Origin of the sequence: Streptomyces hoynatensis, assembly GCF_003626535.1 — a bacterium.
GTDB classification, from domain to species: Bacteria; Actinomycetota; Actinomycetes; order Streptomycetales; family Streptomycetaceae; genus Streptomyces; species Streptomyces hoynatensis.
The window spans coordinates 1-22,436 of record NZ_RBAL01000003.1; the positions used below are offsets into that span (position 1 = coordinate 1).

A 22,436-nucleotide genomic window follows, 5' to 3' on the forward strand; every position below is an offset into this window, starting at 1 on the left:
CCCCCTCCCCGGGGCCCGCCCCGGCGCCCACCCCTGCCCAGGCGGCAGCCGAGGCCGCCCCCGCCGCGGCGCCCGCGCCCGCGGCCGGTGGCGGCCCGGCCCGGCCGGGGCCCGTCGCCGGGGCCGGTGCCGGGCCCGCAGGCGAGCCCGCGGCCGAAGCCCCCGGCACGCCGCCCGCGCCCGCACCGGCCCCCGAGCCCGCGGCGGCCCCGCCGCCCCCGGCCCAGGAGGCCCCGTCCGCGGCCGAGGGCCCAGAACCGGCCGCCGCAGGCGCCCCGTCCACGGCCGGACGCACCGAACCCGCCGGGCAGGGCGCCGCCGCCCCGGCCGAGGGCGCCCCGCTCGCCGCCGCCGAGGCCGCCGAGCCCCCCGCCGCACAGGGCGCGGACCCCGCCTCCGGCCCGGCCGCGGACCCGGCGCCCGCCCCGGGTTCCGTTGCGGCCGGGGGCGACGTCGCCGCGGCGGCCGGTCAGGCTCCGGCCGTGCCCCCGCCGGGCCCCGCACCGGCCCCGCAGCGGCCGGAGGCGAACTCCGGTGCGCCCGGGGCCACTTCCGCGCCCGCCGCGAAGGCCCCCGCGCCCGGCGGCGCCCCGGCCGGCCCCGTTCCCGCCCCGGCGCCGGCCGCCGCCCCGGGACAGGCGCCCGCCCCCGAAGCGGCCCCACCGGCGGCCCCCGCCCCGAGCGCCCCCGCCCAGGCCGCCCCCGCCCCGGCCGGGCCCGTGGCACCCGGCGGGACCCAGGCGGCCCCGGCCGAGGCCGCTCCTGCCGAGGCCGCCCCGGCCCCGGCCGAGCCCGCGGCACCCGGCGAGGCCCAGGCCGCCGACCGGCCCGCGGCCCCGGCCGCGTCCGCGAAGACGGCCGCGGACACCCCCGCCGCGCCGCCCGCCGACCGGCCCGCGCCCCCGGCCCCCGAGGGCCAGGCCGCACCCCCGGCCCCCCAGCCCGCGCAGGAGGCGCCCGCCGCCCCCGCCCCCGGCACGGCGCCGCCCGCCGCCGTCCCGTCGCCGCCCGCCGCCGTCCCGTCGCCGCCCGCCGCGGTCCCCGCGCAACCCGCCGTCGCCATCCCGGCCCAGGCGGCGCCCGGCCAGGCCCACGGCCAGCCCAGGGCCGCGGAGCCCGAGGGCGACCGCGCCGACCGGGCCCCCGCCCCCCAGCCCGCCCCCGCCTACGCGGAGCCGGACCGCGAGGCCGTGCACCGGCTGATGCGCGAGCGCCGCGACATCCGGCACGGCTTCCGGCCCGACCCGATCCCGCACGAGGTGCTGCTGCGCGTCCTGGAAGCCGCGCACACCGCCCCGAGCGTGGGCCTCTCGCAGCCCTGGGACTTCGTCATCATCAGGTCCCCCGAGACCCGCCAGGCGGTGCACACCCTCGCCCTCAAGCAGCGCGACGCGTACGCCAGGTCGCTGCCGAAGGCGCGCGCCAAGCAGTTCCGGGAGCTGAAGGTCGAGGCGATCCTCGACACCCCGGTCAACATCGTCGTCACCGCCGACCCCACCCGCGGCGGCCGCCACACCCTCGGCAGCCTCACCCAGCCGCAGCTCGCGCCGTACTCCTCGGCCCTGGCGGTGGAGAACCTCTGGCTCGCCGCGCGCGCCGAGGGGCTCGGCGTCGGCTGGGTCAGCTTCTTCGACGAGCGGGAACTCGTGCGGGCCCTCGACCTGCCCGAGCACCTGGAGATCGTCGCCTACCTGTGCGTCGGGTTCGTCGACGAGTTCCCCGACGAGCCGGAGCTCGCCCAGGGCGGCTGGTCGCAGCGCCGCCCGCTGTCCTGGGTGGTGCACGAGGAGGCGTACGGCCGCCGCGCGCTGCCCGGCGCCGAGCCCCACGACCTGCTCAGCGAGACCCTGGCGGAGATCAGGCCGCTCGACGCCCAGGCGCTCGGCGAGGCGTGGGAGCGGCAGAAGCGGATGACCAAGCCCGCCGGGGCCCTGGGCGCCCTGGAGGTCATCGGCGCCCAGCTGTGCGGGCTGTCCCGCTGCTGCCCGCCGCCCGTCCCCGAGCCCGCGGCCGTCGCCGTCTTCGCCGGCGACCACGGCGTGCACGCCCAGGGCGTCACCCCCTGGCCGCAGGAGGTCACCATGCAGATGGTGGCCAACTTCCTCGGCGGGGGCGCGGTCTGCAACGCCTTCGCCACCCAGGTCGGCGCCGAGGTGTGCGTCATCGACGTCGGCGTCCGCGGCGAACTGCCCACCATGCCCGGCCTGATGCCGCGCAAGGTCAGGGCCGGCACCGCCGACTTCACCGCCGAGCCCGCGATGAGCCGCGAGGAGGTGCTGCGCGCCGTCGAGGTGGGCATCGAGACGGCCCGCGACCTGGTCGCCGCGGGCAACAGGGCGCTGCTGACGGGCGAGATGGGCATCGCCAACACCACGGTCTCGGCCGCGCTCGTCGCCGTCTTCACCGGCGCCGAGCCCGCCGAGGTGACGGGCCGGGGCACCGGCATCGACGACGAGACGCACCTGCGCAAGATCGACGTGGTGCGCCGCGCCCTCCGGCTCCACCAGCCCGACCCGGCCGACCCGATCGGCGCGCTCGCCGCGGTGGGCGGCCTGGAACACGCCGCACTGACCGGCCTGATCCTCGGAGGGGCCTCGCTTCGGGTGCCGGTGATCCTGGACGGCGTCAGCGCCGGGGCCGCCGCGCTCGCCGCCCGGGCCATCGCCCCGGAGGCGGTGTCCGTGTGCATCGCGGGCCACCGCAGCGCCGAGCCCGGCCACCTGGCCGCGCTCACCGCCCTCGGCCTGCGCCCCCTGGTCGACCTCGACCTGCGGCTGGGCGAGGGAACCGGCGCGCTGCTCGCCCTGCCCGTGGTGCAGAGCGCGGCCCGCGCCATGCGGGAGGTCGCCACCTTCGACTCGGCGGGCATCACGGACAAGAACTGACCGAGGGCCACCGGGCCCCGGGGGAAGGGGCCGGCCCCGCCGCAGGGGTGCCCCACGGCCTTAGGCTGTGGGGCACGACCCGCGCCACCAGACCGGACCGGACCGCTCCAGCGCCGCAGCGGCCCCGGCATGTCCCCGATGGCCGGCATCGATCCGGTCGTTCGTCGCCGAGGAGCCCGCACCACCCATGCCAGACAACCCCGCGGACCACCCCGCAGACCACCCCGCATATCCGGTCGGACTGCGCCTGACCGGGCGCCGCGTCCTCGTCCTTGGCGGCGGCACCGTCGCCCAGCGCCGGCTGCCCGCCCTGCTCGCCGCGGGGGCAGACGTGCTGCTCGTCGCCCCCGAGGTCACCCCGTCCGTGCAGGCCATGGCGGCGGCCGGCGAGCTGCGCTGGGAGCGGCGCGGCTACCGCGAGGGCGACCTGGCCGGGGCCTGGTACGCGCTGGTGGCCACCGACGACCCGGAGGTCAACGAAGCGGCCTCGGCGGAGGCGGAACGGCACCGGGTGTGGTGCGTGCGCAGCGACGACGCCGCGGCGGCCACCGCCTGGACCCCGGCCACCGGGCGCAGCGACGGCGTGACGGTGGCGGTGCTCACCGGCCGCGACCCGCGGCGTTCCGCGGCCGTCAGGGACGCCGTCGTCGAGGGGCTGCGGGAGGGCACCCTGGCGGCGCCCAGGCACCGGGGCAGGGCGCCGGGAGTGGCCCTGGTGGGCGGCGGCCCCGGCGACCCCGACCTGATCACGGTGCGCGGGCGGCGGCTGCTCGCGGAGGCCGACGTGGTGATCGCCGACCGGCTGGGCCCGCGGGACCTGCTGGACGAGCTGCCCGAGCACGTGGAGGTCGTCGACGCCGCCAAGATCCCGCACGGCAGGGCCATGGCGCAGGAGGCGATCAACGCCGCCCTCATCGAGCACGCCAGGGCGGGCCGGTCGGTGGTCAGGCTCAAGGGCGGCGACCCGTACGTCTTCGGGCGCGGCATGGAGGAGGCGGAGGCGCTGGCCGAGGCGGGGATCGCGGTGACCGTCGTCCCCGGCGTCACCAGCGCGATCGCCGTCCCCGCGGCCGCCGGCATCCCGGTCACCCACCGCGGCGTCGCCCACGAGTTCACGGTGGTCAGCGGCCACGTCCCCCCGCAGGACCCGCGTTCCCTGGTGGACTGGCCCGCGCTCGCCGCGCAGCGCGGCACCCTGGTGCTGCTGATGGCGGTGCACAACCTCGGCGCCATCGCCGAGGCGCTCGTGCGCCACGGCAGGCCGCCCGGCACCCCCGTCGCCGTGGTCCAGGAGGGCACCACGGCGGCGCAGCGCCGGCTGGACGCCACCCTGGCGACCGTGGCGGAACGCGCCGCGGCCGCGGAGGTGCGGCCGCCCGCCGTCGTCGTGGTCGGCGACGTGGTCCGGGTGGCCGGATGACGGCGCCGGTCACGGTCACCGACCCGGACGACCCGCGGCTGCGGGACTACACGGCGCTCACCGACGTCGCGCTGCGGCGCCGCCGCGAGCCGGCCGAGGGCCTGTTCATGGCCGAGGGCGAGAAGGTCATCCGCCGCGCCCTGGCCGCGGGCCACCCGATGCGCTCGATGCTGCTGAGCGCCCGCTGGGCGGAGCAGATGCGCGACGTCATCGAGGAGGCGGGCGCGCCCGTCTACCTGGTCGAGCCGGAGCTCGCCGAGCGGGTCACCGGCTATCACGTGCACCGGGGCGCCCTGGCGGCGATGGGCCGCCTGCCGCTGCCTGAGCCGGGCGAACTCCTCGCCGCAGCGCGCCGCCTGGTGGTCCTGGAGGCCGTCAACGACCACACCAACATCGGGGCCGTCTTCCGCGGCGCCGCCGCCCTGGGCATCGACGGGGTGCTGCTCTCGCCGGACTGCGCCGACCCGCTGTACCGCCGCTCCGTGAAGGTGTCGATGGGCGCCGTGTTCTCCCTGCCCTACGCCCGGCTCGAACGCTGGCCGCACGGGCTGCGGGAGGTCACCGGGGCGGGCTTCCGGCTGCTCGCGCTCACCCCGCAGGAGCGGGCCATGGACATCGCCGAGGAGGTGCGCGAGCGGGGCGGCGACCGGGTGGCGCTGCTGCTGGGCGCCGAGGGCAGCGGCCTGACGCCCCGGGCCCTCGCGGCCGCCGACGCCTGGGTGCGGATCCCGATGGCGCACGGCATCGACTCGCTGAACGTCGCGGCGGCCGCCGCCGTCGCCTGCTACGCCGTCACCAGGCCCTGAGCACCCGCCGGCCGGCCACGAGCGCCGCAACCCGCGCCGGCCCCCCTTCCCGACACCGCGGGGCCGCCGGGCCGCACGGCTCCGGCCGGCGCCGCGGCTCAGATCGGGCCCTGGCAGCCCTGCGCCGCGGCGATGCCCAGGGCCACCAGCAGCGTGACCGTGACGAAGACGAACAGCCGCTGCCGCAGCAGGCTGCGGTTCACCCGGCGGCGCGGCGCGGCGGCGGGTCTGCGGGCCGGCTCGGGCCGCGCCGCGGCGGGGCGGCCGGTGCCGGCGGCGCTGGGCCGGGCGGAGGCGCTCTGCCGCGTCGGGCGGCTGTCCTGGGGCGCCCGCGCCGGCCTGGTGGACTCGCCCTGCCCGGCCTCCCGCCTGGGCCGCGGCGGCCTGGCCGCGGGCCGATGGCCCACCCCGCGCGCCTCACGGGAGGCGATCTCCTTCAGCCGCAGCGAGAGCTGCAGGGTGCTCGGCCGCTCCACCGGGGACTTGGCCAGGCAGGACCGCACCAGCGGCGCCAACGCGGCGGGCACGCCGTGGAGTTGCGGCTCCTCGTGGACGACCCGGTAGAGCATCACCTCGGAACTGCCCTGTCCGAAGGGCGAGTCGCCCAGCGCGGAGTAGGCGAGCGTGGCCCCCAGCGAGAAGACGTCGGTGGCCGGGGTGACGCCCTGGCCGCGGACCTGCTCGGGCGCGAGGAAGCCGGGGGAGCCCACCGCGGTGCCCACGTTCGTCAGCGTGCTCGCGCCCGAGGACCAGGCGATGCCGAAGTCGATGATCCGCGGGCCCTTGGGCGAGAGCAGGATGTTGGAGGGCTTCAGGTCCCGGTGCACCACCCCCGCCTCGTGCACCGCGACGAGGCCCTCGGCCAGCGCGGCGCCGATCGCCGCCGTCTCCGCCGCCGACAGCGGCCCCTCCTCCTGCACCCGGTCGTGCAGCGAGGGCCCGGGCACGTACTGGGTGGCGAACCAGGGCCGCGGGGCGTCCAGGTCGGCGGCCACCAGACGGGCGGTGCAGCCGCCGCGGATGCGCCGCGCCGCGGAGACCTCGCGGGCGAAACGCGAGCGGAACTCCTGGTCCTCGGCGAGCTCGGGCCTGATCACCTTGAGCGCCACCCGCTGCCCGCGCCGGTCGGAGCCGAGGTAGACCACCCCCATCCCGCCCGCGCCAAGCCGCCGGTGAAGCCGGAACGCCCCGACGACTCGCGGGTCCTCGCGCCGGAGCCGCATCATCGTCATGTCCACCTCGCTGCCCCGTGCTTGTCTCCCCGTACGTGTAACGGGCCACAGCTTACGGACTGCGCGGCCCCGGCAGCGATAAGGCCGCGCGGGGGAGGGCACGAGCGGGCGGCGGGCGCCCGGGGAAGGACATAGGGGAAACCCCTGGCATCCCCGCTCGCTTGTCCACCCTGGGGAGTAGCCGCGGCGGCCCGGGATCATCCCAGGGGAGGCCCCTGGTTCAGTACGCCGGGCTGACGTCCCGGGCCCTCCCGCGGACCTAGGGTGTGGAACAAGCGGCGGGCGCAGCACTCGTCCCCCGAGGTCACCCGCCCGCCGCTCCGGCGGCCCGGGCCGCCGCACCGGGACGGCCGTCGCGGAAGTGACGGACGTGACCCGTGTGGCAGGTGTGACGATGGGGGAGGACGCAACACCGTGACGGGAGGGGAGAGATGGACCGCGTGGCACCGCGGCGGGGCGCACGCCCGGCCGACCGGCGGCACCCGTTGGTGGCCACCGCGATGGTGCTGCCGCTGGCCGTCGTCCTCGCCGTCATGACCGGCGGCGTGGATGCCGTCGTGACACAGGCGTCGTCCGTGGCCGGCATTCTGGGGCGCTGAGTGGCGCCCCGGACCCGGGAGAGCGGCCCGGGTCGGGGACACCGGCAACACCCCGTGGGGACGGGGGTAGGGCGGACGGCAATGGGTGCCCGGGCAGCTGGGGAGCTGCCCGGGCACGACCCCTGCCCGCGTGCCGGGGCAGGCGGGCGCGGGCGATGCCGCGCCAGGCGGCGCCCGGTTCACCCCGCCGCGGGGGCCCCTTCGGTGAGGCGGGCCGCCGCGAGCCTGTCCAGCAGGTCCCGCACGTCCGCGGCGATCTGCTCGCGGGAGACCGCCTCGACGCGCGCCGCCAGCGCCTCGGCGACCCCGTCGGGGGTGCCCCCGTCGAGCAGCGCGCGGAGGATGTGGGCGCCGGTGCCGTTCAGCTGCCAGTAGCGGCCGGTGCGTTCGTCCAGCAGGACCATGCCCGTTTCGGTGTCGCAGGCGGTGACGTCACGGCGAAGCCGCAGGCCGGGCCGTTCCGGCGGAGGGGTCACGGCGGTGCTCCTTCAGATGAGGGGGCGGATGGGGGGAGAAACCCGAAGCGGCGGCAGCCGGGGGAGCGGGCGCCGAGGGGGGACGGGCGAGGGAGTGGGCCTCCACGTCCCGCAGCCACTCCTCGGCGGCCAGGGTGGGCTCCAGCTCGGCGACGCCCGCGGTCAGCAGGGCCGGGGCCAGCAGCACCCGGCGCAGGACGGCCGGATCCGCCAGACCCAGGGCCGCGAGGCGCGAGTCCTCCGCCCAGGAGGCGAGGGTGCGGCGCTGCGCCCGCAGCCCCGCGTGCCACTCGTCCCCTGCCCGGTCCTTGGTGGTGCGGCGCAGGATCGCCTCGGGAACGATGCCCCGCATCGCCGCGGTCAGCAGCGGCTTGAACCGGGCCGGGTGCCCGGCCTCCTCGGGGCGGGCCCGCAGGCAGGCCGCGAACACCGCGTCGTCGCAAAAGGGCATGTCGGCGGGCAGCCCGGCCCGTTCCGACCCTTCCGCGATCTGGAAGGCGAGCCGGCCGGCCCCGTGCAGGGCCTGGACCCAGGCGTGGGTGCCGCGGTCCCGGCCGAGGGGCTCGCAGCCCTCGGCCAGGGCGCGCAGCCGCTCCGCCACCAACTCCCGCGCCCCCGGCGTGACCCAGGGCGGCAGCGCCGGCCGCGGGCCCCAGTCGCAGGCGGGGGCGGCGCCCCGGCGGACGCCGTCCAGGGCGGCGGCCTGCGCGGCGAGCCGGCCCGCCGGGCCGCGGCGGGAGAGCAGCTGGGCCGCCGTCGCCCGAAGCGGCCACCGCAAGGCGGCGCGGTGGGCTGCCGCGTGCCGCAGGGCGGTCAGGGGCCGGTGCCGCAGCAGCCGGTGCAGATAGGCAGGCGGCGGGGTCACGACGTCGTCCCCGCCGTGGCCACACAGCCGCCGCGGCGCTCCGTGCCCCAGCAGCAGGCGCGCGGTGTCCTCCTGCTGGGCGCGGTTGCGGACCAGCGCGGTGGGCCCGTCCGCGGGAGGGTTGCGCCCCTCAAGCCCCGCGAACAGGGCGGCCAGCTCGCCGGTGGGGACGGTCAGATGGGTCACGCCCGGCAGCTGCCGCGCGGCCTCGCGGGCGTAGCGGGCGTCCTGGCTGCCGACCGCGGACAGTTCCATGGTGAGGGCCACCAGCCGGGCGCCGGCCTCGTGGGCGAGGAAGCACAGCGAGGTGGAGTCCATGCCGCCCGAGAGATCCGCCCCCCACAGCTCCCCAGGACGCACCCGGGCCGCGACCGCAGCGCGCAGCGCCTCCCGCAGCCCGCGGGCGGCCTGTTCAAGCGGCAGGTCAGCGGGCGGGGCCTGCCACCAGCGCCCGGTGCGTGCCGTGCCGTCGGTTTCCAGGTGGAGGGCGTCCCCGGGACGGACGGCGTCCACGCCCGCCCACACGGGCGCCGCGTTCAGCGGGTAGGGGACGCAGGGGACCAGCAGCCCGGCCGCGAGCCGGGCCGGGTCGGGACCTGCGCCGGTCAGCCAGGCCAGGGTGGACGCCCGGTCGGCGGCCACCGTCAGGCCGCGGACGCGGGCGGTGTACAGCCGCCGGTCCCCGGTGCAGGTGCCGCGGGCGAGGACCCGGCCGTCGCGGGAGACCAGCAGGTGGAAGCTGCCCGGCAGCTCCGTGGCCAGGCCCCGGGGCGTGAGGCCGGCGGGGCGGTCTTGGACCCGGCCGATCAGCAGGGCGCGGTCCGCGCCCGCCGCCGCCGTGGCCGACTCCTCCTTCGGCCAGCAGCCCAGCAGCCAGGGCCGGCCCGAGGCGTGCGGCACCACCCGGCACGCGTAGGGCCGCAGCCGCTCGAAGACGGCGGGCGCCGCCTCGTGGTCGGGAAGGACCACGAACCACCGCCCGCCGCACCAGGACGTCATGGAGCCGCGTCAGCTCGGGGGAGTGTAGTGGTGCCCCCAACTCCCGTCGGGCTCCATGCCGATCCACTGCCCCTGGGTCTCGTCGGCGAAGCTCCCGATCCCGGCGAGCACCGGAGGCTCGTAGACCTCCGGCGCCCCCGGGGGCGTCTCCCTCTTCCCTACAGGTTCCACTGCTGGCCACCCTCCAGGTCGGCTGAGTCCTCGTGGGCCCGTGCGAGGCCCTTGCGAGGTCAGCCATTTCCCGGAACGGGCCCTGCGATGTGTGCCGTCCCCCCATCGAGTGGTCACGGGACTCTTGTGCGGCAACTCGCCGCGTCCGGGCCCGAGTTGGCCGCTCGGGCCGCGCGGCGGGACCGCGTCCCCGGCGGCGGGGAAGCCGAAAGGGCCGGGGGCGGCTGCCCTCCGGCCCTTCGGGCTGGTGCGCGATACTGGGATTGAACCAGTGACCTCTTCCGTGTCAGGGAAGCGCTCTCCCGCTGAGCTAATCGCGCCTGCCCCCCGGGCGGCTGCCCGGGGAAGGTCCTCGCGGACCCGAGTGGACGATACTGGGATTGAACCAGTGACCTCTTCCGTGTCAGGGAAGCGCTCTCCCGCTGAGCTAATCGTCCGAGGTGGAGACGGGATTTGAACCCGTGTAGACGGCTTTGCAGGCCGTTGCCTCGCCTCTCGGCCACTCCACCGAATGGGGGCGGGCCCCCTTCGAGCGGACGACGAGACTCGAACTCGCGACCCCCACCTTGGCAAGGTGGTGCTCTACCAACTGAGCTACGTCCGCACTGTGTGTCCCCGATGTCACTTCCGTGCCCCGGCGACGTCATGAACTCTAGCGGATCGGCCCGTAAGCTCAAACTCGGTAGGGGCCGTACCTGCCGCATCGCCGCGCCCGCGGGGCCGTTCCCCGCCCCGGGGCCCGCCGCCCTCCCGGTCCTAGACTCGTACGGGTGCGCGACCACGTCCCGGCCTCCCGGCCGCCCGCCGCCCCCACGCTCGCCCCCATGGCCAGGCTGGGCGGGCGCCTCGCCACCGGGCTGCGCGACGTGACCGACGACCCGGCCGCCCTGGACTCCCGCGGCTGGTGGGCCGTCGTCGCCGGTTTCGAGGGCGGGCTGGTGTGCGCGCGCTTCGACGAGGTGAGGACCGCGCCGCCGCCCGCGTCCGCGGGCTGGCGGGGGCCGGCGGCCGGCACGTGGCGCAGCTCCCTCGACCGGGCCGCCTACCTCGACGGCGTGGCCAGGGTCCGCGAGCACATCGCGGCCGGGGACGTCTACCAGGTCAACCTGTGCCGCGTGCTCGGCGCCCCGCTGCCCTCGCCCGAGGCGGACGTCGACGCGCTGACCGGCCTGCTCGCCCGCGACGCCGGCCCCGGCGCCCGGCCGGGCACCGTCCGGCTGCCCGCCCAGGGCGTCGAGATCGCCACCGCCTCCCCCGAGCTCTACCTGCGCCGCCGGGGCCGCACCGTGGAGTCGGGGCCGATCAAGGGGACCGCCCGCACGGCAGGCGCCCTGAGCCCCAAGGAGCAGGCGGAGAACGTCATGATCGTCGACCTGGTGCGCAACGACCTCGGCCGGGTCTGCGCCGCGGGCTCGGTGACGGTGCCCGGCCTGTGCGTCCCCGAGCCCTACCGGGGCCTGGTCCACCTCGTGTCCACGGTCCGCGGCGAGCTGGCGCCGGGCACCGGCTGGGCCGAGTTGCTCGCCGCGACCTTCCCGCCCGGCTCGGTGACCGGCGCGCCCAAGGGCAGCGCCCTGCGGATCATCTCCGCCCTGGAGACGGCGCCGCGCGGCCCCTACTGCGGCGGCGTCGGCTGGGTGGACGCGGATCGCGGCGTGGGCGAACTCGCCGTCGGCATCCGCACGTTCTGGATCGACAGGACCGGCGGCCGCCCGCTGCTGCGGTTCGGCGCAGGCGCCGGGATCGTGTGGGACTCAAAGCCCGCCGCGGAATGGGCGGAGACGGAGCTGAAGGCGGCGCGGCTGCTCGGGGTAGCGTCTTCGGTGACGGCCCGGCCGCCCGGCGGCCCGGGCGGCCACCACGACCAGGCCGGCGAGGAGAGGGCAGCGACATGGCGCTGATCTGGCTGGACGGCGAGCTGCGCGACGCCGACAGCGCGCGGATCTCCGTCTACGACCACGGACTGACCGTAGGCGACGGCGTGTTCGAGACGCTCAAGACCGAGAACGGACGTGCCTTCGCGATGCGCAGGCACCTGGACCGCCTGGCCGCCTCGGCCGCCGGGCTCGGCCTGCCGGAACCCGACCGCGACGAGGTCCGCCGGGCCTGCGCGGCGGTCCTTGCGGCCGTTCCGCTGCCGCTGGGCAGGCTGCGCGTCACCTACACCGGCGGGCCCGCCCCGCTGGGCTCCGACCGCGGCGAGGCCCCGCCCACCCTGGTGGTGGCCCACGCCGGGATCTCGCGCCGCCCGGACACCACCGCCGTGATCACCGTACCCTGGACGCGCAACGAGCGGGGCGCCCTGGCCGGCCTGAAGACCACCTCCTACGCGGAGAACGTGATCGCCCTGGCCCGCGCCCGCCAGCAGGCCGCCTCCGAGGCGCTGTTCGCCAACACGGCGGGGCAGCTGTGCGAGGGCACGGGCACCAACGTCTTCGTCGTCCTCGACGGCCGGGCCCACACCCCGCCGCTCGGCTCGGGCTGCCTGGCCGGGGTGACCAGGGCGCTGGTCGTCGAGTGGACCGGAGCCAAGGAGACGGAGCTGCCGATGGACTGCCTGCGGGAGGCCGAGGAGGTCTTCCTGACGTCGAGCACCCGCGACGTGCAGGCGGTCCGCCGGATCGACGGCCGCGAACTGCCGGGCGCCCCGGGCCCGGTGACGGCCGAGGCGCTGCGGGTCTTCCGCGAGCGGGCGGCCGCCGACATCGACCCCTGAGCGGGATCGCCTCCCGCCCGCACCCCTGGTGTAGGCGGGGCGCACGGGGTAGACCTCCTGGGGTGACCACCACACTGCGCCCGGAGGGCCCCGAGCTGAGCGCCGCGGGCGGCGGGCGCGCGCGCAGGTACGGCATCCGCGTCAACGGCCGCCGCATCGGCGGCCTCTCCCTGCTGGCGGGGGAGGCGGCCGGGGAGCGGGTGGGGCGCATCGAGGACCTCGCCGTGGAGGCGGCCGAGCGGCGCCGCGGCCGGGCCACGGTCGCGCTGCTGGCCGCGGAGGAGGTGCTGCGGGCCTGGGGCTGCCGCCGCGCGGAGGCCCGCGTGCCCGCCGACGCGCCCGGGGCGCACGCGCTGGCCGTCGCCCTCGGCTACCGGGAACGCGGCCGGCTGATGCTCAAGCGCCTGACCGCGCCCCCGCCCGCACCGCCGGAGGGCGGCGAGGTCCGCCCGATGTCCGAGGCGGAGTACGGCGGCTGGCTGGCCGCGGAGCTGGACGGCTATCGCGCGTCCCTCGTCGAGGCGGGGATCGCCGCCGCGGGAGCGGCCCGCCACGCCCGGGAGTCGATCACCCGCCACCTCCCCGAAGGGCTCGCCACCGAAGGGGCCGTCCTGCGGGTGCTGCGCCACGAGGGGAGCCGGGTGGGCACCCTGTGGGTCTCGACCGTGCCGGGCCTGGCCCGTCCCGGCGTGGACGCCTTCGTCTTCGCCGTCCGGGTCGACGCCCCCCACCGCGGGCGCGGGCACGGGCGCACCCTGATGCGGGTGGCGGAGGCGGAGTGCCTGGCCGCCGGGGGCGGCGTGCTCGGCCTCAACGTGTTCGCGTGGAATGCCACGGCGCTCGGCCTGTACGAGTCACTCGGCTACACCGCGGCCGAGTACCTCTGCTACAAGCCGCTCGCCTGAGCCAGCAGCCCCTCGGCCAGCCCGGCGATCCGCTCCCGCAGGCCCTCCTGCCCGCGCCCGCCGTCGAGCCGCTGCCCGCCGATCACGTACGTCGGGGTGCCGGTGACGCCGAGCGCCCTGCCCTCCGCCTGGTCGGCGTCCACGAGCAGCGTGTGCCGGCCGTCGATCAGCGCGGTCTCGACCTCGGCCGCGTCCAGGCCGAGCCCGGCGGCGACCTCGGTCAGCAGGGCGGGACCGCGCCTGCCGAGCTCCTCGGTCCGCGCCAGGACCGCCGTCCAGTACTCCTCGCCCCGGCCCTGGGCGTACGCCTCCTCCGCGGCCTGCGCGGCGTCGAGGGCGTGCCGGTGAGCCGGCAGCGGGAAGTGGCGCCGCCTGATCTCCAGCGCCTCGCCGAAGCGCTCCCGCAGGGCGCGCAGGTCGGCCTCGGCGCGGTGGCAGTCGGGGCACTGCAGGTCGCACCACACGTCGAGCACGACGCGGCGCGGTGGGTTCTGGGTCATGACCGCAAGTGTGGCCCACCGGGCGGGCCCGGGGAGCGGGGGCCGGGGGGCGGACGGGCCCGTTCCCCGCGGCGGCCGCCCGGCGCCCGGCACCCTGAGAGGACCCTGATCCCGCCCCTGAATCGTGCGCTGGGCCATGGCCTCACGCCCCGGGGCGAGGCAGGATGGAGAAATGCTGATTGGCACCGTCTGCACCCTGCTGTCCGCCGCCGGGCTGGGCGTCTCGTTCCTCATCGCCCGCCGTCGCCGGTACGCGGCGGCGCTGCGGGCCGCCGCCGTCTCGCTGCTGCCCGTCGGCCTGGCGATGACCGGCGTCGTGCGCTTCGTGGTCAACATGACCATCAACCCGGTGGCCTGGGCCGGGTTCGGGGTGCTCGCGTTCTCCGTCCTGCTGTTCCTCTCCGGCCGCCTGGCCGAGGGCAGGGGCCGCGGCGCGTCCGAGGGGGAGTCCCGCGCCGCGCGCGGGCGCCGGTCCGCGCCGGCCCTCCCCTCGTCCGGCGCCTCGCGAGGCGGCGCCGAGGACTTCTCGGACATCGAGGCCATCCTGAAGAAGCACGGCATCTGAGCCGCGGCCCACGCGCCGCTCCGCCCGGCGCGGAGTCAGGAGCACGCGCCCGCGTCGCGGCTCTTTAGCACACTGGGCGCGCCCAAACCCAGAGATTCGGCAAATCACCACGCAAAGAAGGCGTGATGATCGCGGAGGACCCGCCGGCTGGGTCATGATCACCGCGACATGCCGTACACGACCAGCGAGCAGGCCCCCGATTCCCCGGAACGTGCCCTGCCCACCGCACCGCCAGCACAGACGCCCGAGGACAGCGAGCCCCGCGGCTGTCTCTACGCCCTCTCCCAGCCGCCGCTGCTGCTCTTCCTCACCGTCATCGGCGCCCTGCTCCTGATCGCCGGGGCGCACGACCAGTTCCTGTTGTGAGCCGGCCGTCTCCCGCGGCGGCCCGGCCGGCCGCCCCGCACGCCACGGCGCCGCCGTGGCGAGTGCCGCGGCGGCGCCGGGTCCGGGTCAGCGCCGGTTCCGCGCCGTCGCCCCGAGTCGGACGGCGCTGGGAACCGGCGGGTCTCTAGCTCTCCGCGAGAATGTGCGAGAGCTCCGTATCGAGGTCGAAGTGACGGTGTTCCGTACCTGGCGGCACGGCCGCATCGGTTCGCTTCAGGAACGATTCGAGTGCCCGGGCAGGGGCCTCGAGCAGCGCCTCGCCCTCGGGCGAACTGAGGGCGATGCAGACGACTCCCTGCCCGTGGCTCCTGGAGGGCCACACCCGCACGTCACCCGTGCCCGTGGGCCGGTGCAGGCCCTCGGCGAGGAGATCGCGGGCGAATACCCATTCGACGGTTTCTTCGGCTCCGGTGTGAAATGTGGCGTGTACGGCGTAGGGGTCCGCCGTGTCATACCGCAGCCCCGCGGGTACAGGTAGTGAGGACTCGCTCGATACGACGAGGCGCAGGTGCAGCTCGCAGCTGACCGTGGTGTTCATAAGCGCCAGGGCCTTTCGCTCAGTGTGCGCTCGGGGATTCGCACGTCGGCGAAATCGACATGCCACGTACGCGCCGGTTGTAAACCCCTCTGCCCTAATTGCGGGCTTTAATCTCATTCCAATGGAGGAAAGAGTTATGCGTGATAACGGGAGTCGGCCGGCGATGGATGGCCCGCCGAGACGGTATCGATTCCGCAGCGACTGGCGAGTAGCCGCACCGCCGGACGCCGTCTACCGCGTGCTCGAACGACATCAGGACTACCCACTCTGGTGGCCACACATCCGCGAGGTCGTCCAGACCGGCCCCGACACCGGCCGCTGCAGGTTCCGCTCCGTGCTGCCCGTCGACCTGAACGTCACCGTCCGCGCCCTGCGCCGCGACCCGGCCGCCCGGGTCCTGGAGATCGCGCTCGGCGGCGACCTGGAGGGCCGCATGCGGTTCCACGTCGCGGCCCGCGGGGCCGGCGCCCGGGTGCGCATCCGGCAGGACACCGAGCTGCGCCAGCCCCTGCTGCGCCGCCTCGCCCGCCCCGCGCGGCCCCTCCTCCTCGCCAACCACGCGCTGATGATGCGGGCCGGACGGCGAGGTCTGCGCGCCTGGTTGGGAGTTCATTTGGAAGTCGGGTGAGCGGCCATGTATGGTTCTCACCGTGCCGCAGGGCACCGCACCAAAGGGCGATTAGCTCAGCGGGAGAGCGCTTCGTTCACACCGAAGAGGTCACTGGTTCGATCCCAGTATCGCCCACATTCGAGGGCGGCCCGGCTCCGCGAAAAGCGGGGTTCGGGCCGCCCTCGCCGTGTATCTCCGCGCCCATCCGCCCGGTTCGCCCGGGCTTGCCCCCGCCCGTGACCCCGCCGGAGTGCGCGGCGTCCGCTGTGCCCTTGGCCGCGGCCGGTGTTGACCGGGATACGCGCCTTCCCGCGGCCCGCGGACGTTCCGGTTTCCCCGGCCAGGCCGTTCGGCACCGCCCTTGCCGCGGACGGGCGTTCCCCGTCGCCCCCGCGCGCGGCGGGGGGCGGCGCTTCGCGGCCGGGGCCCCGTGCTCGGTACGATGCGGCACTGCGTGGTTCCCACCGCGCTCTGCCCCGCGCAGGCAGACCAGACAGGAGTCGGGAGAGACCGGTGTCAGACGTCCGTGTGATCATTCAGCGCGATTCCGAGCGGGAAGAACGCGTGGTGACCACCGGCACGACGGCCGGCGCCCTCTTCGAGGGCGAGCGCTCCGTGGTCGCCGCGCGCGTCGGCGGGCGGCTGCGCGACCTGGCCTTCGAGCTCGCGGACGGCGACGAGGTCGAGCCGGTGGACATCGCCTCGCCCGACGGCCTGGACATCCTGCGCCACTCCACCGCCCACGTCATGGCCCAGGCCGTCCAGGAGTTCTTCCCCGAGGCCAAGCTCGGCATCGGCCCGCCCATCAAGGACGGCTTCTACTACGACTTCGACGTGGCCGAGCCCTTCAACCCCGAGGACCTGCGCCGCATCGAGAAGCGGATGCAGCAGATCCAGAAGCAGGGCCAGCGCTTTGCGCGGCGGGTGGTCGGCGAGGCCGAGGCGCGCGAGGAACTCGCCGCCGAGCCCTACAAGCTGGAGCTGATCGGGCTCAAGGGCGCCGCCGCCGAGGCCGCCGAGGGGGCCGGGGCCGAGGTGGGCGCCGGCGAGCTGACCATCTACGACAACCTCGACCCCGCGTCGGGCGAGACCTGCTGGAAGGACCTCTGCCGCGGCCCGCACCTGCCGCACACCAGGCTGATCCCCGCCTTCAGGCTGATGCGTTCCGCCGCCGCCTACTGGCGCGGCAGCGAGCGCAACCCGCAGCTCCAGCGCATCTACGGCACCGCCTGGCCGAGCAAGGAGCAGCTCAAGGCCCACCTGGAGTTCCTCGCCGAGGCCGAGAAGCGCGACCACCGCAAGCTCGGCACCGAGCTCGACCTGTTCTCCTTCCCGGAGGAACTCGGCTCGGGACTGGCCGTCTTCCACCCCAAGGGCGGCGTCGTCCGCAAGGTGATGGAGGACTACTCGCGCCGCCGTCACGAGGAATCCGGCTACGAATTCGTCAACACCCCGCACATCACCAAGGCGCGGCTGTTCGAAACCTCGGGGCACCTGCCGAACTATGCGGAATCCATGTTTCCCCCCATGGAATTCGAGGGGCAGGATTATTACCTCAAGGCGATGAACTGCCCGATGCACAACCTGATTTTCCGGGCGCGCGGGCGGTCGTACCGGGAATTGCCGCTCAGGCTTTTCGAGTTCGGCACGGTCTACCGTTACGAAAAGTCCGGCGTCGTGCACGGGCTGACCCGCACGCGCGGATTCACCCAGGACGACTCGCACATCTACTGCACCAAGGAGCAGATGCCGGACGAGCTCGACGCCCTGCTGACCTTCGTGCTCAACCTGCTCCGCGACTACGGCCTGAACGACTTCTACCTCGAACTGTCCACCCGCGGGGACTCCGACAAGTTCATCGGCGAGCCCGAGGAGTGGGCGGAGGCCACCGAGACGCTGCGGCAGGCCGCGGGCAAGCAGGGCCTCGAACTCGTCATGGACCCGGGCGGCGCCGCCTACTACGGGCCCAAGATCTCCGTCCAGGCCAAGGACGCGATCGGCCGCACCTGGCAGATGTCCACGATCCAGGTCGACTTCCAGCAGCCCAAGCGCTTCGGCCTGGAGTACACCGCCGCCGACGGCACCAGGCAGCGGCCGGTGATGATCCACCGGGCCCTCTTCGGCTCCATCGAGCGCTTCTTCGCCGTGCTGCTCGAACACTACGCCGGCGTCTTCCCGCCGTGGCTCGCCCCGGTGCAGGCGATCGGCATCCCGATCGGGGACGCCCACGTGCCCTACCTGCAGGAGTTCGCCGCCGCGGCCAGGGCCAAGGGACTGCGGATGGAGGTCGACTCCTCCGCCGACCGCATGCAGAAGAAGATCCGCAACGCGCAGAAGGCGAAGGTCCCCTTCATGGTCATCGCGGGAGACGAGGACGTCGCCCACGACGCGGTCAGCTTCCGCTACCGCGACGGCCTCCAGAAGAACGGCATCCCGCGCGCCGAGGCGCTGCGCGAGATCGCCGAGGCGGTCGCCTCCCGCGTCCAGGTCTGAGCGGGCGCGGCACCCGCGGCGGGCCCCGGGGGCGTGCGCCCTCGGCGCCCGCCCGCCTGCTGCCAGGCCATATGCTGACCGCATGAGCAGCGAGCCGGAGCAGCAGATCGGGGTGGGGACGCCGGACGCGTTCCAGCGCCTGTGGACGCCTCACCGGATGGCCTACATCCAGGGCGAGGGCAAGCCGACCGGTGAGGGAGCGGAAGACGGCTGCCCCTTCTGCGCGATCCCCCGCAAGAGCGACGAGGACGGCCTGATCATCACCCGTGGCGAGAGCGTCTACGCCGTGCTCAACCTCTACCCGTACAACGGCGGCCACCTGCTCGTGGTGCCCTACCGGCACATCGCCGACTACACCGACCTGACCGGCCCCGAGACCGCGGAGCTCGCCGAGCTCACCAAGCAGGCCATGACGGCCATCCGCACCGCCTCGGGCGCCCACGGCTTCAACATCGGCATGAACCAGGGCGCGGCCGCGGGAGCCGGGATCGCGCCCCACCTGCACCAGCACGTGGTCCCCAGGTGGGGCGGCGACGCCAACTTCATGCCCGTGGTGGGGCACACCAAGGTGCTGCCCCAACTCCTCGCCGACACCCGGCGGATGCTCGCGGAGGCCTGGCCGCGCTGAGCGGTCCCGGCCGCCGCACGCGGCCGGGTGCCTCGTCACATGTTGTACTCGTCCGCGTGCCGCGGCTCGGCGGCCTCCACCTGGCCGCTGAGCGCCTGCGCCCTGCTGTCGAAGGGCGTGACGTCCACGCCGTTCTCCTCCAGCACGCGTATCGCGGCCGCGTGCGCCACCCGCAGCACCGGCGTGGCCGTCCGCAGCACGTCGTCCACCATGAAGCGGTTGCGCCACGGCGTCGTCGCCCAGGTGTGCCGCAGGCCGAAGGGCTCGGGCAGGGAGATGGTGCCGCCCAGCTTGTCCAGCCGGGCGGGGAACCAGGTCAGCGGCGCGCGCGCGGCAAGACGCACCACCTCGCGCGCCTCCACCAGCGGCAGCTTCCGCGAGGTCGTGCGCCAGGGGCGCAGCGGATCGCGCACGTTCCGGGACTTGCCCTCGGGGCCCTTCCTGAAGAAGCCGTGCAGCGGGCCGAGCGCGTGCCCGGTCACCTCGATGCGCAGCGTGTGGTGCAGCACGGTCACCGAGATCATCATCGTGACCACCAGCTCGCCGTCCCACAGCACGAACTGCACGCCCAGGTAGTGGCGTTCCGAGCTGCCGTACTGCTGCTCGTTGCAGATGCGCTGCACCTCGACGTTGCTGAAGCTGTACCCGTCGGCCGTGGGCCCGTCCGGGCGCGAGACCTCCCCGGCGCCCTCGCCCACGTGCCGCACCACCCAGTGCACTATCGAGGGCTGCGTGAAGCCGCCGGTGTGCAGCGGGCCGCGCTCCAGCATCCGCATCTGGTCGTGGATCGCCCGCGCCACGTCCCAGCTGCGGAACGGGTCGATCTCCCGGCCCGGATCGCGCGGCCGCAGCTCCTCCGCCAGCTGCCAGCTTCCCCAGCGCACGCCCATGCCCAGTATCCCCTTGGGGCCGGCGTAGTGGACGACGTTGCTGTTCTGCTCGGCGGTCAGCTTCGCCAGGCCGATCCGCAGCCGCTCGGCCTCCGCGTCGTTCGGGTTCTGCGGCACGGCCTCCGGGATGCGGGCGCCCGCGCCGCCCCCGCCGAGCAGGTCCGACCAGTGCGCCCTCAGGTTCTGGGCGGTGCGCTCGCACACCTGCCTGGCGAGGAACCAGCCGGCGACCGGGGCCGGCAGCAGGCTCCAGACGTAGAGCCGCACGACGCCGTCGACCGGGACCCGGATCACGAAGAGCACGATGAGGACGGCCAGCAGCGCCAGCACGACCTGCCCGATGATCCCGGTGCGCCGGTCCTGCGAGCCGGCGATGGTGCGGCGCAGCTGGAAGAGCCCGAGCCACACCAGCACGCCGGGCAGGAACAGCAGGCCGAAGGCGACCATGATGGCGGTCAGGCGCCGGTCGCGCTGGCGGCGGATGCGCTTGGCGTTGAGCGCGTGCTCCACGACCGTCTGTGGCTCCGCGCCGAAGGACTGGACCAGCGGCTTGCGCCCGTCGCCCAGCATCCGGGTCTCGATGGCGCGGGTGAACGCCTCGCCGAGATTGGGTTCGAGCAGCGTGAAGCGGCCCTTCTTGACCGAGGCGGCGTCGTTGGGCTCGCATATCTGGGCCGGTTCCACGTCGCGGTAGGCGACCGAGGCGATCGCGTCGCTGACGCCGGTGCGCCCGCTGCCCGCCCCGGAGAGCGGCACCTGGGCGCCGGGCGCGAAGTCGAATTCCACCCCCGCCCCGTTCCTGAGGTCGTCAAGCCCGGCCATGGGTACCCCCAGTTCTCGAACCCGTATCCCGAACGTCAGCCGCCGTCAGGCCAGTTCCCCCGTAACGGCAAGGACACACCTGGTACGCCCCAAGCCTATCGGCGGAAAAGGGGCCCCGGGCGCGCGTGCGCGCACCCGGGGCACAACCCCGGCCACCCGGGGCCCGCGTACCCGGCCGCAGGCCCGTGCGCAGGCCCGTGCGGGGCCCGGGCCCGGCCGCCGCGGGGCCGGTGCCGGGCCCCGCACGGGCGCTTCGGCGGCGTGGCTACGATGGGGGCCTTCCGGGCCGCCCGACCACGCGGCCCTCACCCGACCCCTGGGAAGGACATGCTCAACAAGTACGCGCGTGCATTCTTCACGCGTGTCCTCACGCCGTTCGCCGCCCTGCTGCTGAGGCTGCGGGTGAGCCCCGATGCGGTGACGCTGGTCGGAACCGCGGGCGTGATGGCGGGAGCGCTGGCGTTCTACCCCCGTGGCTCGTTCTTCTGGGGCACGATAGTCATCACGCTGTTCGTCTTCTCCGACCTCGTCGACGGCAACATGGCCCGCCAGATCGGCGCCTCGAGCCGCTGGGGTGCCTTCCTGGACTCCACCCTCGACCGCGTCGCCGACGCCGCCATCTTCAGCGCCCTCGCCCTGTGGTACGCGGGCGAGGGCGACAACCTGATGCTCTGCGCCGTGACCCTCTTCTGCCTGGCCAGCGGCCAGGTCGTCTCGTACACCAAGGCGCGCGGCGAGAGCATCGGGATGCCGGTGAAGGTCAACGGCCTGGTGGAGCGCGCCGAGCGGCTGGTGATCACCCTGGTGTGCGCCGGCTTCGCCGGCCTCGAGGACTTCGGCGTGCCGCACATCGGCGTCGTGCTGCCGATCGCGCTGTGGGTGGTCGCCGCCGGCAGCCTGATCACGCTGATCCAGCGGATGGTGACCGTGCGCCGCGAGGCGGCGGAGGCCGACGCGGCCGAGGCGCGGGCCGCCTCGGCGGCCGGCTCCGAGCGCCCCGGGGGCTCCGCCTCATGAACGAGCGGCTGGCCGGCTCGCTCTTCGGCCTCGGCTGGGGCGCCGTCCAGCGTCTGCCCGAGGGCGCCGCGACGGCGCTCGGCCGCGGCATCGCGGACGCGGCCTGGCGCCGCCGCGGCGCCGGGGTGCTGCGCCTGGAGGCCAACCTGGCCCGGGTGGTGCCCGACGCATCCCCGGAGCGGCTGCGGGAGCTGGCGCGCGCCGGGATGCGCACCTACCTGCGCTACTGGATGGAGTCCTTCCGGCTGCCGGCCTGGAGCCGCGAGCGGATAAGGAGTTCCTTCGACCCCTCGGGCGCCCACCACCTCCTGGACGGGCTCGCCTCCGGGCGCGGCGTGATCCTGGCCCTGCCGCACATGGGTAACTGGGACCTCGCCGGGGCCTGGGTGGTCACCGAGTTGCAGACCCCCTTCGCCACCGTGGCGGAACGGCTGCGGCCCGAGACGCTCTACGACCGGTTCGTGGCCTTCCGGGAGGGGCTCGGCATGGAGGTGCTGCCGCACACCGGTGGCCCCTCGTTCGGGCGGCTCGCCAGGCGGCTGCGGAGCGGCGGCCTGGTGGCGCTGGTGGCCGACCGCGACCTGTCGCGGTCGGGGGTCGAGGTGTCGTTCTTCGGAGAGACCGCACGCATGCCCGCGGGACCTGCCATGCTGGCTCAGCAGACCGGCGCGCTGCTGCTGCCCGTCGGCCTGTGGTACGACGAGACGCCGGTGATGAAGGGCAGGGTCCACCCGCCGGTCGAGGTGCCGGCCGAGGGCACCAGGGCGGAGAAGGCGGCGGTGATGACCCAGGCGCTGGCCGACTGCTACGCGGCCGACATCTCCCGGCATCCGCAGGACTGGCACATGCTCCAGCCGCTGTGGCCCCGCGACACCGCGGCCGCGCGGGGGGCCGGGGATGGGAGGTAGGCCG

21 protein-coding genes and 5 tRNA genes are annotated in these 22,436 nt (G+C 75.7%); 15 read left to right on the forward strand and 11 right to left on the reverse strand.

What is annotated here, in order from left to right:
• The 3 genes from cobT to D7294_RS05835 form a co-directional block, all read left to right on the forward strand.
• Window positions 1-2,885: nicotinate-nucleotide--dimethylbenzimidazole phosphoribosyltransferase (cobT, locus tag D7294_RS05825; protein ID WP_120676287.1), on the forward strand; the 2,885-nt coding region annotated here is incomplete at its 5' end.
• A 187-nt stretch (window positions 2,886-3,072) separates the two neighbouring features.
• Window positions 3,073-4,305 (forward strand): uroporphyrinogen-III C-methyltransferase, encoded by a 1,233-nt coding sequence (gene cobA, locus D7294_RS05830; protein ID WP_120676289.1) that lies wholly within the window; start codon window positions 3,073-3,075, stop codon window positions 4,303-4,305.
• Window positions 4,302-5,111: a TrmH family RNA methyltransferase gene (locus D7294_RS05835; protein ID WP_120676291.1), complete on the forward strand. Its 810-nt coding sequence runs from the start codon at window positions 4,302-4,304 to the stop codon at window positions 5,109-5,111. Before cobA ends, D7294_RS05835 begins: the two co-directional genes overlap by 4 nt.
• A 98-nt stretch (window positions 5,112-5,209) precedes the next feature.
• Here the strand turns inward: D7294_RS05835 and D7294_RS05840 are convergent, their stop codons facing one another.
• Complete coding sequence (locus tag D7294_RS05840) at window positions 5,210-6,343, reverse strand: serine/threonine-protein kinase (protein WP_120676293.1); 1,134 nt, start codon at window positions 6,341-6,343, stop codon at window positions 5,210-5,212.
• A gap of 431 nt (window positions 6,344-6,774) precedes the next feature.
• Between D7294_RS05840 and D7294_RS32190 the strand changes: the two genes are divergently transcribed.
• Window positions 6,775-6,942: a hypothetical protein gene (locus D7294_RS32190; RefSeq protein ID WP_174248279.1), complete on the forward strand. Its 168-nt coding sequence runs from the start codon at window positions 6,775-6,777 to the stop codon at window positions 6,940-6,942.
• A gap of 179 nt (window positions 6,943-7,121) precedes the next feature.
• Here the strand turns inward: D7294_RS32190 and D7294_RS05845 are convergent, their stop codons facing one another.
• The 7 genes from D7294_RS05845 to D7294_RS05875 form a co-directional block, all read right to left on the reverse strand.
• Complete coding sequence (locus D7294_RS05845) at window positions 7,122-7,418, reverse strand: lasso peptide biosynthesis PqqD family chaperone (RefSeq protein ID WP_241562145.1); 297 nt, start codon at window positions 7,416-7,418, stop codon at window positions 7,122-7,124.
• Window positions 7,375-9,282, reverse strand: a complete 1,908-nt coding sequence (locus tag D7294_RS05850; protein ID WP_120676295.1) for an asparagine synthase-related protein — start codon at window positions 9,280-9,282, stop codon at window positions 7,375-7,377. Before D7294_RS05850 ends, D7294_RS05845 begins: the two co-directional genes overlap by 44 nt.
• A gap of 9 nt (window positions 9,283-9,291) precedes the next feature.
• Complete coding sequence (locus D7294_RS31820; RefSeq protein WP_158674574.1) at window positions 9,292-9,453, reverse strand: lasso RiPP family leader peptide-containing protein; 162 nt, start codon at window positions 9,451-9,453, stop codon at window positions 9,292-9,294.
• Window positions 9,454-9,698: 245 nt separating this feature from the next.
• Window positions 9,699-9,773, reverse strand: a tRNA-Val gene (locus D7294_RS05860).
• Window positions 9,774-9,818: 45 nt separating this feature from the next.
• A tRNA-Val gene (locus D7294_RS05865) sits at window positions 9,819-9,890 on the reverse strand.
• Between the two features lies 1 nt (window position 9,891).
• Window positions 9,892-9,962 (reverse strand) — tRNA-Cys (locus D7294_RS05870).
• A gap of 22 nt (window positions 9,963-9,984) precedes the next feature.
• Window positions 9,985-10,057 (reverse strand) — tRNA-Gly (locus D7294_RS05875).
• Window positions 10,058-10,277: 220 nt separating this feature from the next.
• On the opposite strand from D7294_RS05875, the gene D7294_RS05880 reads away from it, so the two are divergent.
• The 3 genes from D7294_RS05880 (at window position 10,278) to D7294_RS05890 (ending at window position 13,074) form a co-directional block, all read left to right on the forward strand.
• Window positions 10,278-11,354, forward strand: a complete 1,077-nt coding sequence (locus D7294_RS05880; RefSeq protein WP_120677063.1) for a chorismate-binding protein — start codon at window positions 10,278-10,280, stop codon at window positions 11,352-11,354.
• Entirely contained in the window at window positions 11,345-12,169 is an 825-nt protein-coding gene (locus tag D7294_RS05885) for an aminotransferase class IV (protein ID WP_120676299.1), read from the forward strand. Before D7294_RS05880 ends, D7294_RS05885 begins: the two co-directional genes overlap by 10 nt.
• A gap of 62 nt (window positions 12,170-12,231) precedes the next feature.
• Complete coding sequence (locus D7294_RS05890) at window positions 12,232-13,074, forward strand: GNAT family N-acetyltransferase (RefSeq protein ID WP_120676301.1); 843 nt, start codon at window positions 12,232-12,234, stop codon at window positions 13,072-13,074.
• On the opposite strand, the gene D7294_RS05895 is transcribed toward D7294_RS05890, so the two are convergent.
• Window positions 13,056-13,574, reverse strand: a complete 519-nt coding sequence (locus D7294_RS05895; protein ID WP_120676303.1) for a DsbA family protein — start codon at window positions 13,572-13,574, stop codon at window positions 13,056-13,058. The two genes, D7294_RS05890 and D7294_RS05895, sit on opposite strands and share 19 nt — an antisense overlap.
• Window positions 13,575-13,746: 172 nt before the next feature.
• On the opposite strand from D7294_RS05895, the gene D7294_RS05900 reads away from it, so the two are divergent.
• Window positions 13,747-14,139, forward strand: coding sequence for a hypothetical protein (locus D7294_RS05900; protein WP_120676305.1), 393 nt, complete (start codon window positions 13,747-13,749; stop codon window positions 14,137-14,139).
• A gap of 168 nt (window positions 14,140-14,307) precedes the next feature.
• Window positions 14,308-14,505 (forward strand): hypothetical protein, encoded by a 198-nt coding sequence (locus tag D7294_RS05905; protein WP_120676307.1) that lies wholly within the window; start codon window positions 14,308-14,310, stop codon window positions 14,503-14,505.
• A 145-nt stretch (window positions 14,506-14,650) separates the two neighbouring features.
• On the opposite strand, the gene D7294_RS05910 is transcribed toward D7294_RS05905, so the two are convergent.
• Window positions 14,651-15,064 carry an SsgA family sporulation/cell division regulator gene (locus D7294_RS05910; protein WP_003959770.1) on the reverse strand — a complete coding sequence of 138 codons (414 nt, stop codon included), beginning with the start codon at window positions 15,062-15,064 and terminating at the stop codon, window positions 14,651-14,653.
• A 163-nt stretch (window positions 15,065-15,227) separates the two neighbouring features.
• Between D7294_RS05910 and D7294_RS05915 the strand changes: the two genes are divergently transcribed.
• The 4 genes from D7294_RS05915 to D7294_RS05930 all read left to right on the forward strand — a co-directional run bounded on the left by D7294_RS05915 (window position 15,228) and on the right by D7294_RS05930 (window position 18,795).
• Complete coding sequence (locus D7294_RS05915) at window positions 15,228-15,692, forward strand: SRPBCC family protein (RefSeq protein WP_120676309.1); 465 nt, start codon at window positions 15,228-15,230, stop codon at window positions 15,690-15,692.
• A gap of 45 nt (window positions 15,693-15,737) precedes the next feature.
• Window positions 15,738-15,809 (forward strand) — tRNA-Val (locus tag D7294_RS05920).
• A gap of 378 nt (window positions 15,810-16,187) precedes the next feature.
• Window positions 16,188-18,167: a threonine--tRNA ligase gene (gene thrS / locus D7294_RS05925; protein ID WP_120676310.1), complete on the forward strand. Its 1,980-nt coding sequence runs from the start codon at window positions 16,188-16,190 to the stop codon at window positions 18,165-18,167.
• 82 nt (window positions 18,168-18,249) lie between these two features.
• On the forward strand, window positions 18,250-18,795 hold the full coding sequence (locus D7294_RS05930) for an HIT family protein (protein ID WP_120676313.1): 546 nt from the start codon (window positions 18,250-18,252) through the stop codon (window positions 18,793-18,795).
• A 35-nt stretch (window positions 18,796-18,830) separates the two neighbouring features.
• Here D7294_RS05930 and D7294_RS05935 read toward each other — a convergent pair whose 3' ends face one another.
• Complete coding sequence (locus D7294_RS05935; RefSeq protein WP_120676315.1) at window positions 18,831-20,507, reverse strand: hypothetical protein; 1,677 nt, start codon at window positions 20,505-20,507, stop codon at window positions 18,831-18,833.
• A gap of 327 nt (window positions 20,508-20,834) precedes the next feature.
• Here D7294_RS05935 and pgsA point away from each other — a divergent pair, with 327 nt between their 5' ends.
• The gene (gene pgsA / locus D7294_RS05940) at window positions 20,835-21,524 is read left to right on the forward strand and encodes a phosphatidylinositol phosphate synthase (protein WP_174248280.1); all 690 of its coding nucleotides are present in this window, start codon (window positions 20,835-20,837) and stop codon (window positions 21,522-21,524) included.
• The gene (locus D7294_RS05945) at window positions 21,521-22,432 is read left to right on the forward strand and encodes a phosphatidylinositol mannoside acyltransferase (protein WP_120676319.1); all 912 of its coding nucleotides are present in this window, start codon (window positions 21,521-21,523) and stop codon (window positions 22,430-22,432) included. The genes pgsA and D7294_RS05945 overlap by 4 nt, the downstream gene beginning before the upstream one ends.
• The last annotated feature ends 4 nt before the right edge of the window (window positions 22,433-22,436 follow it).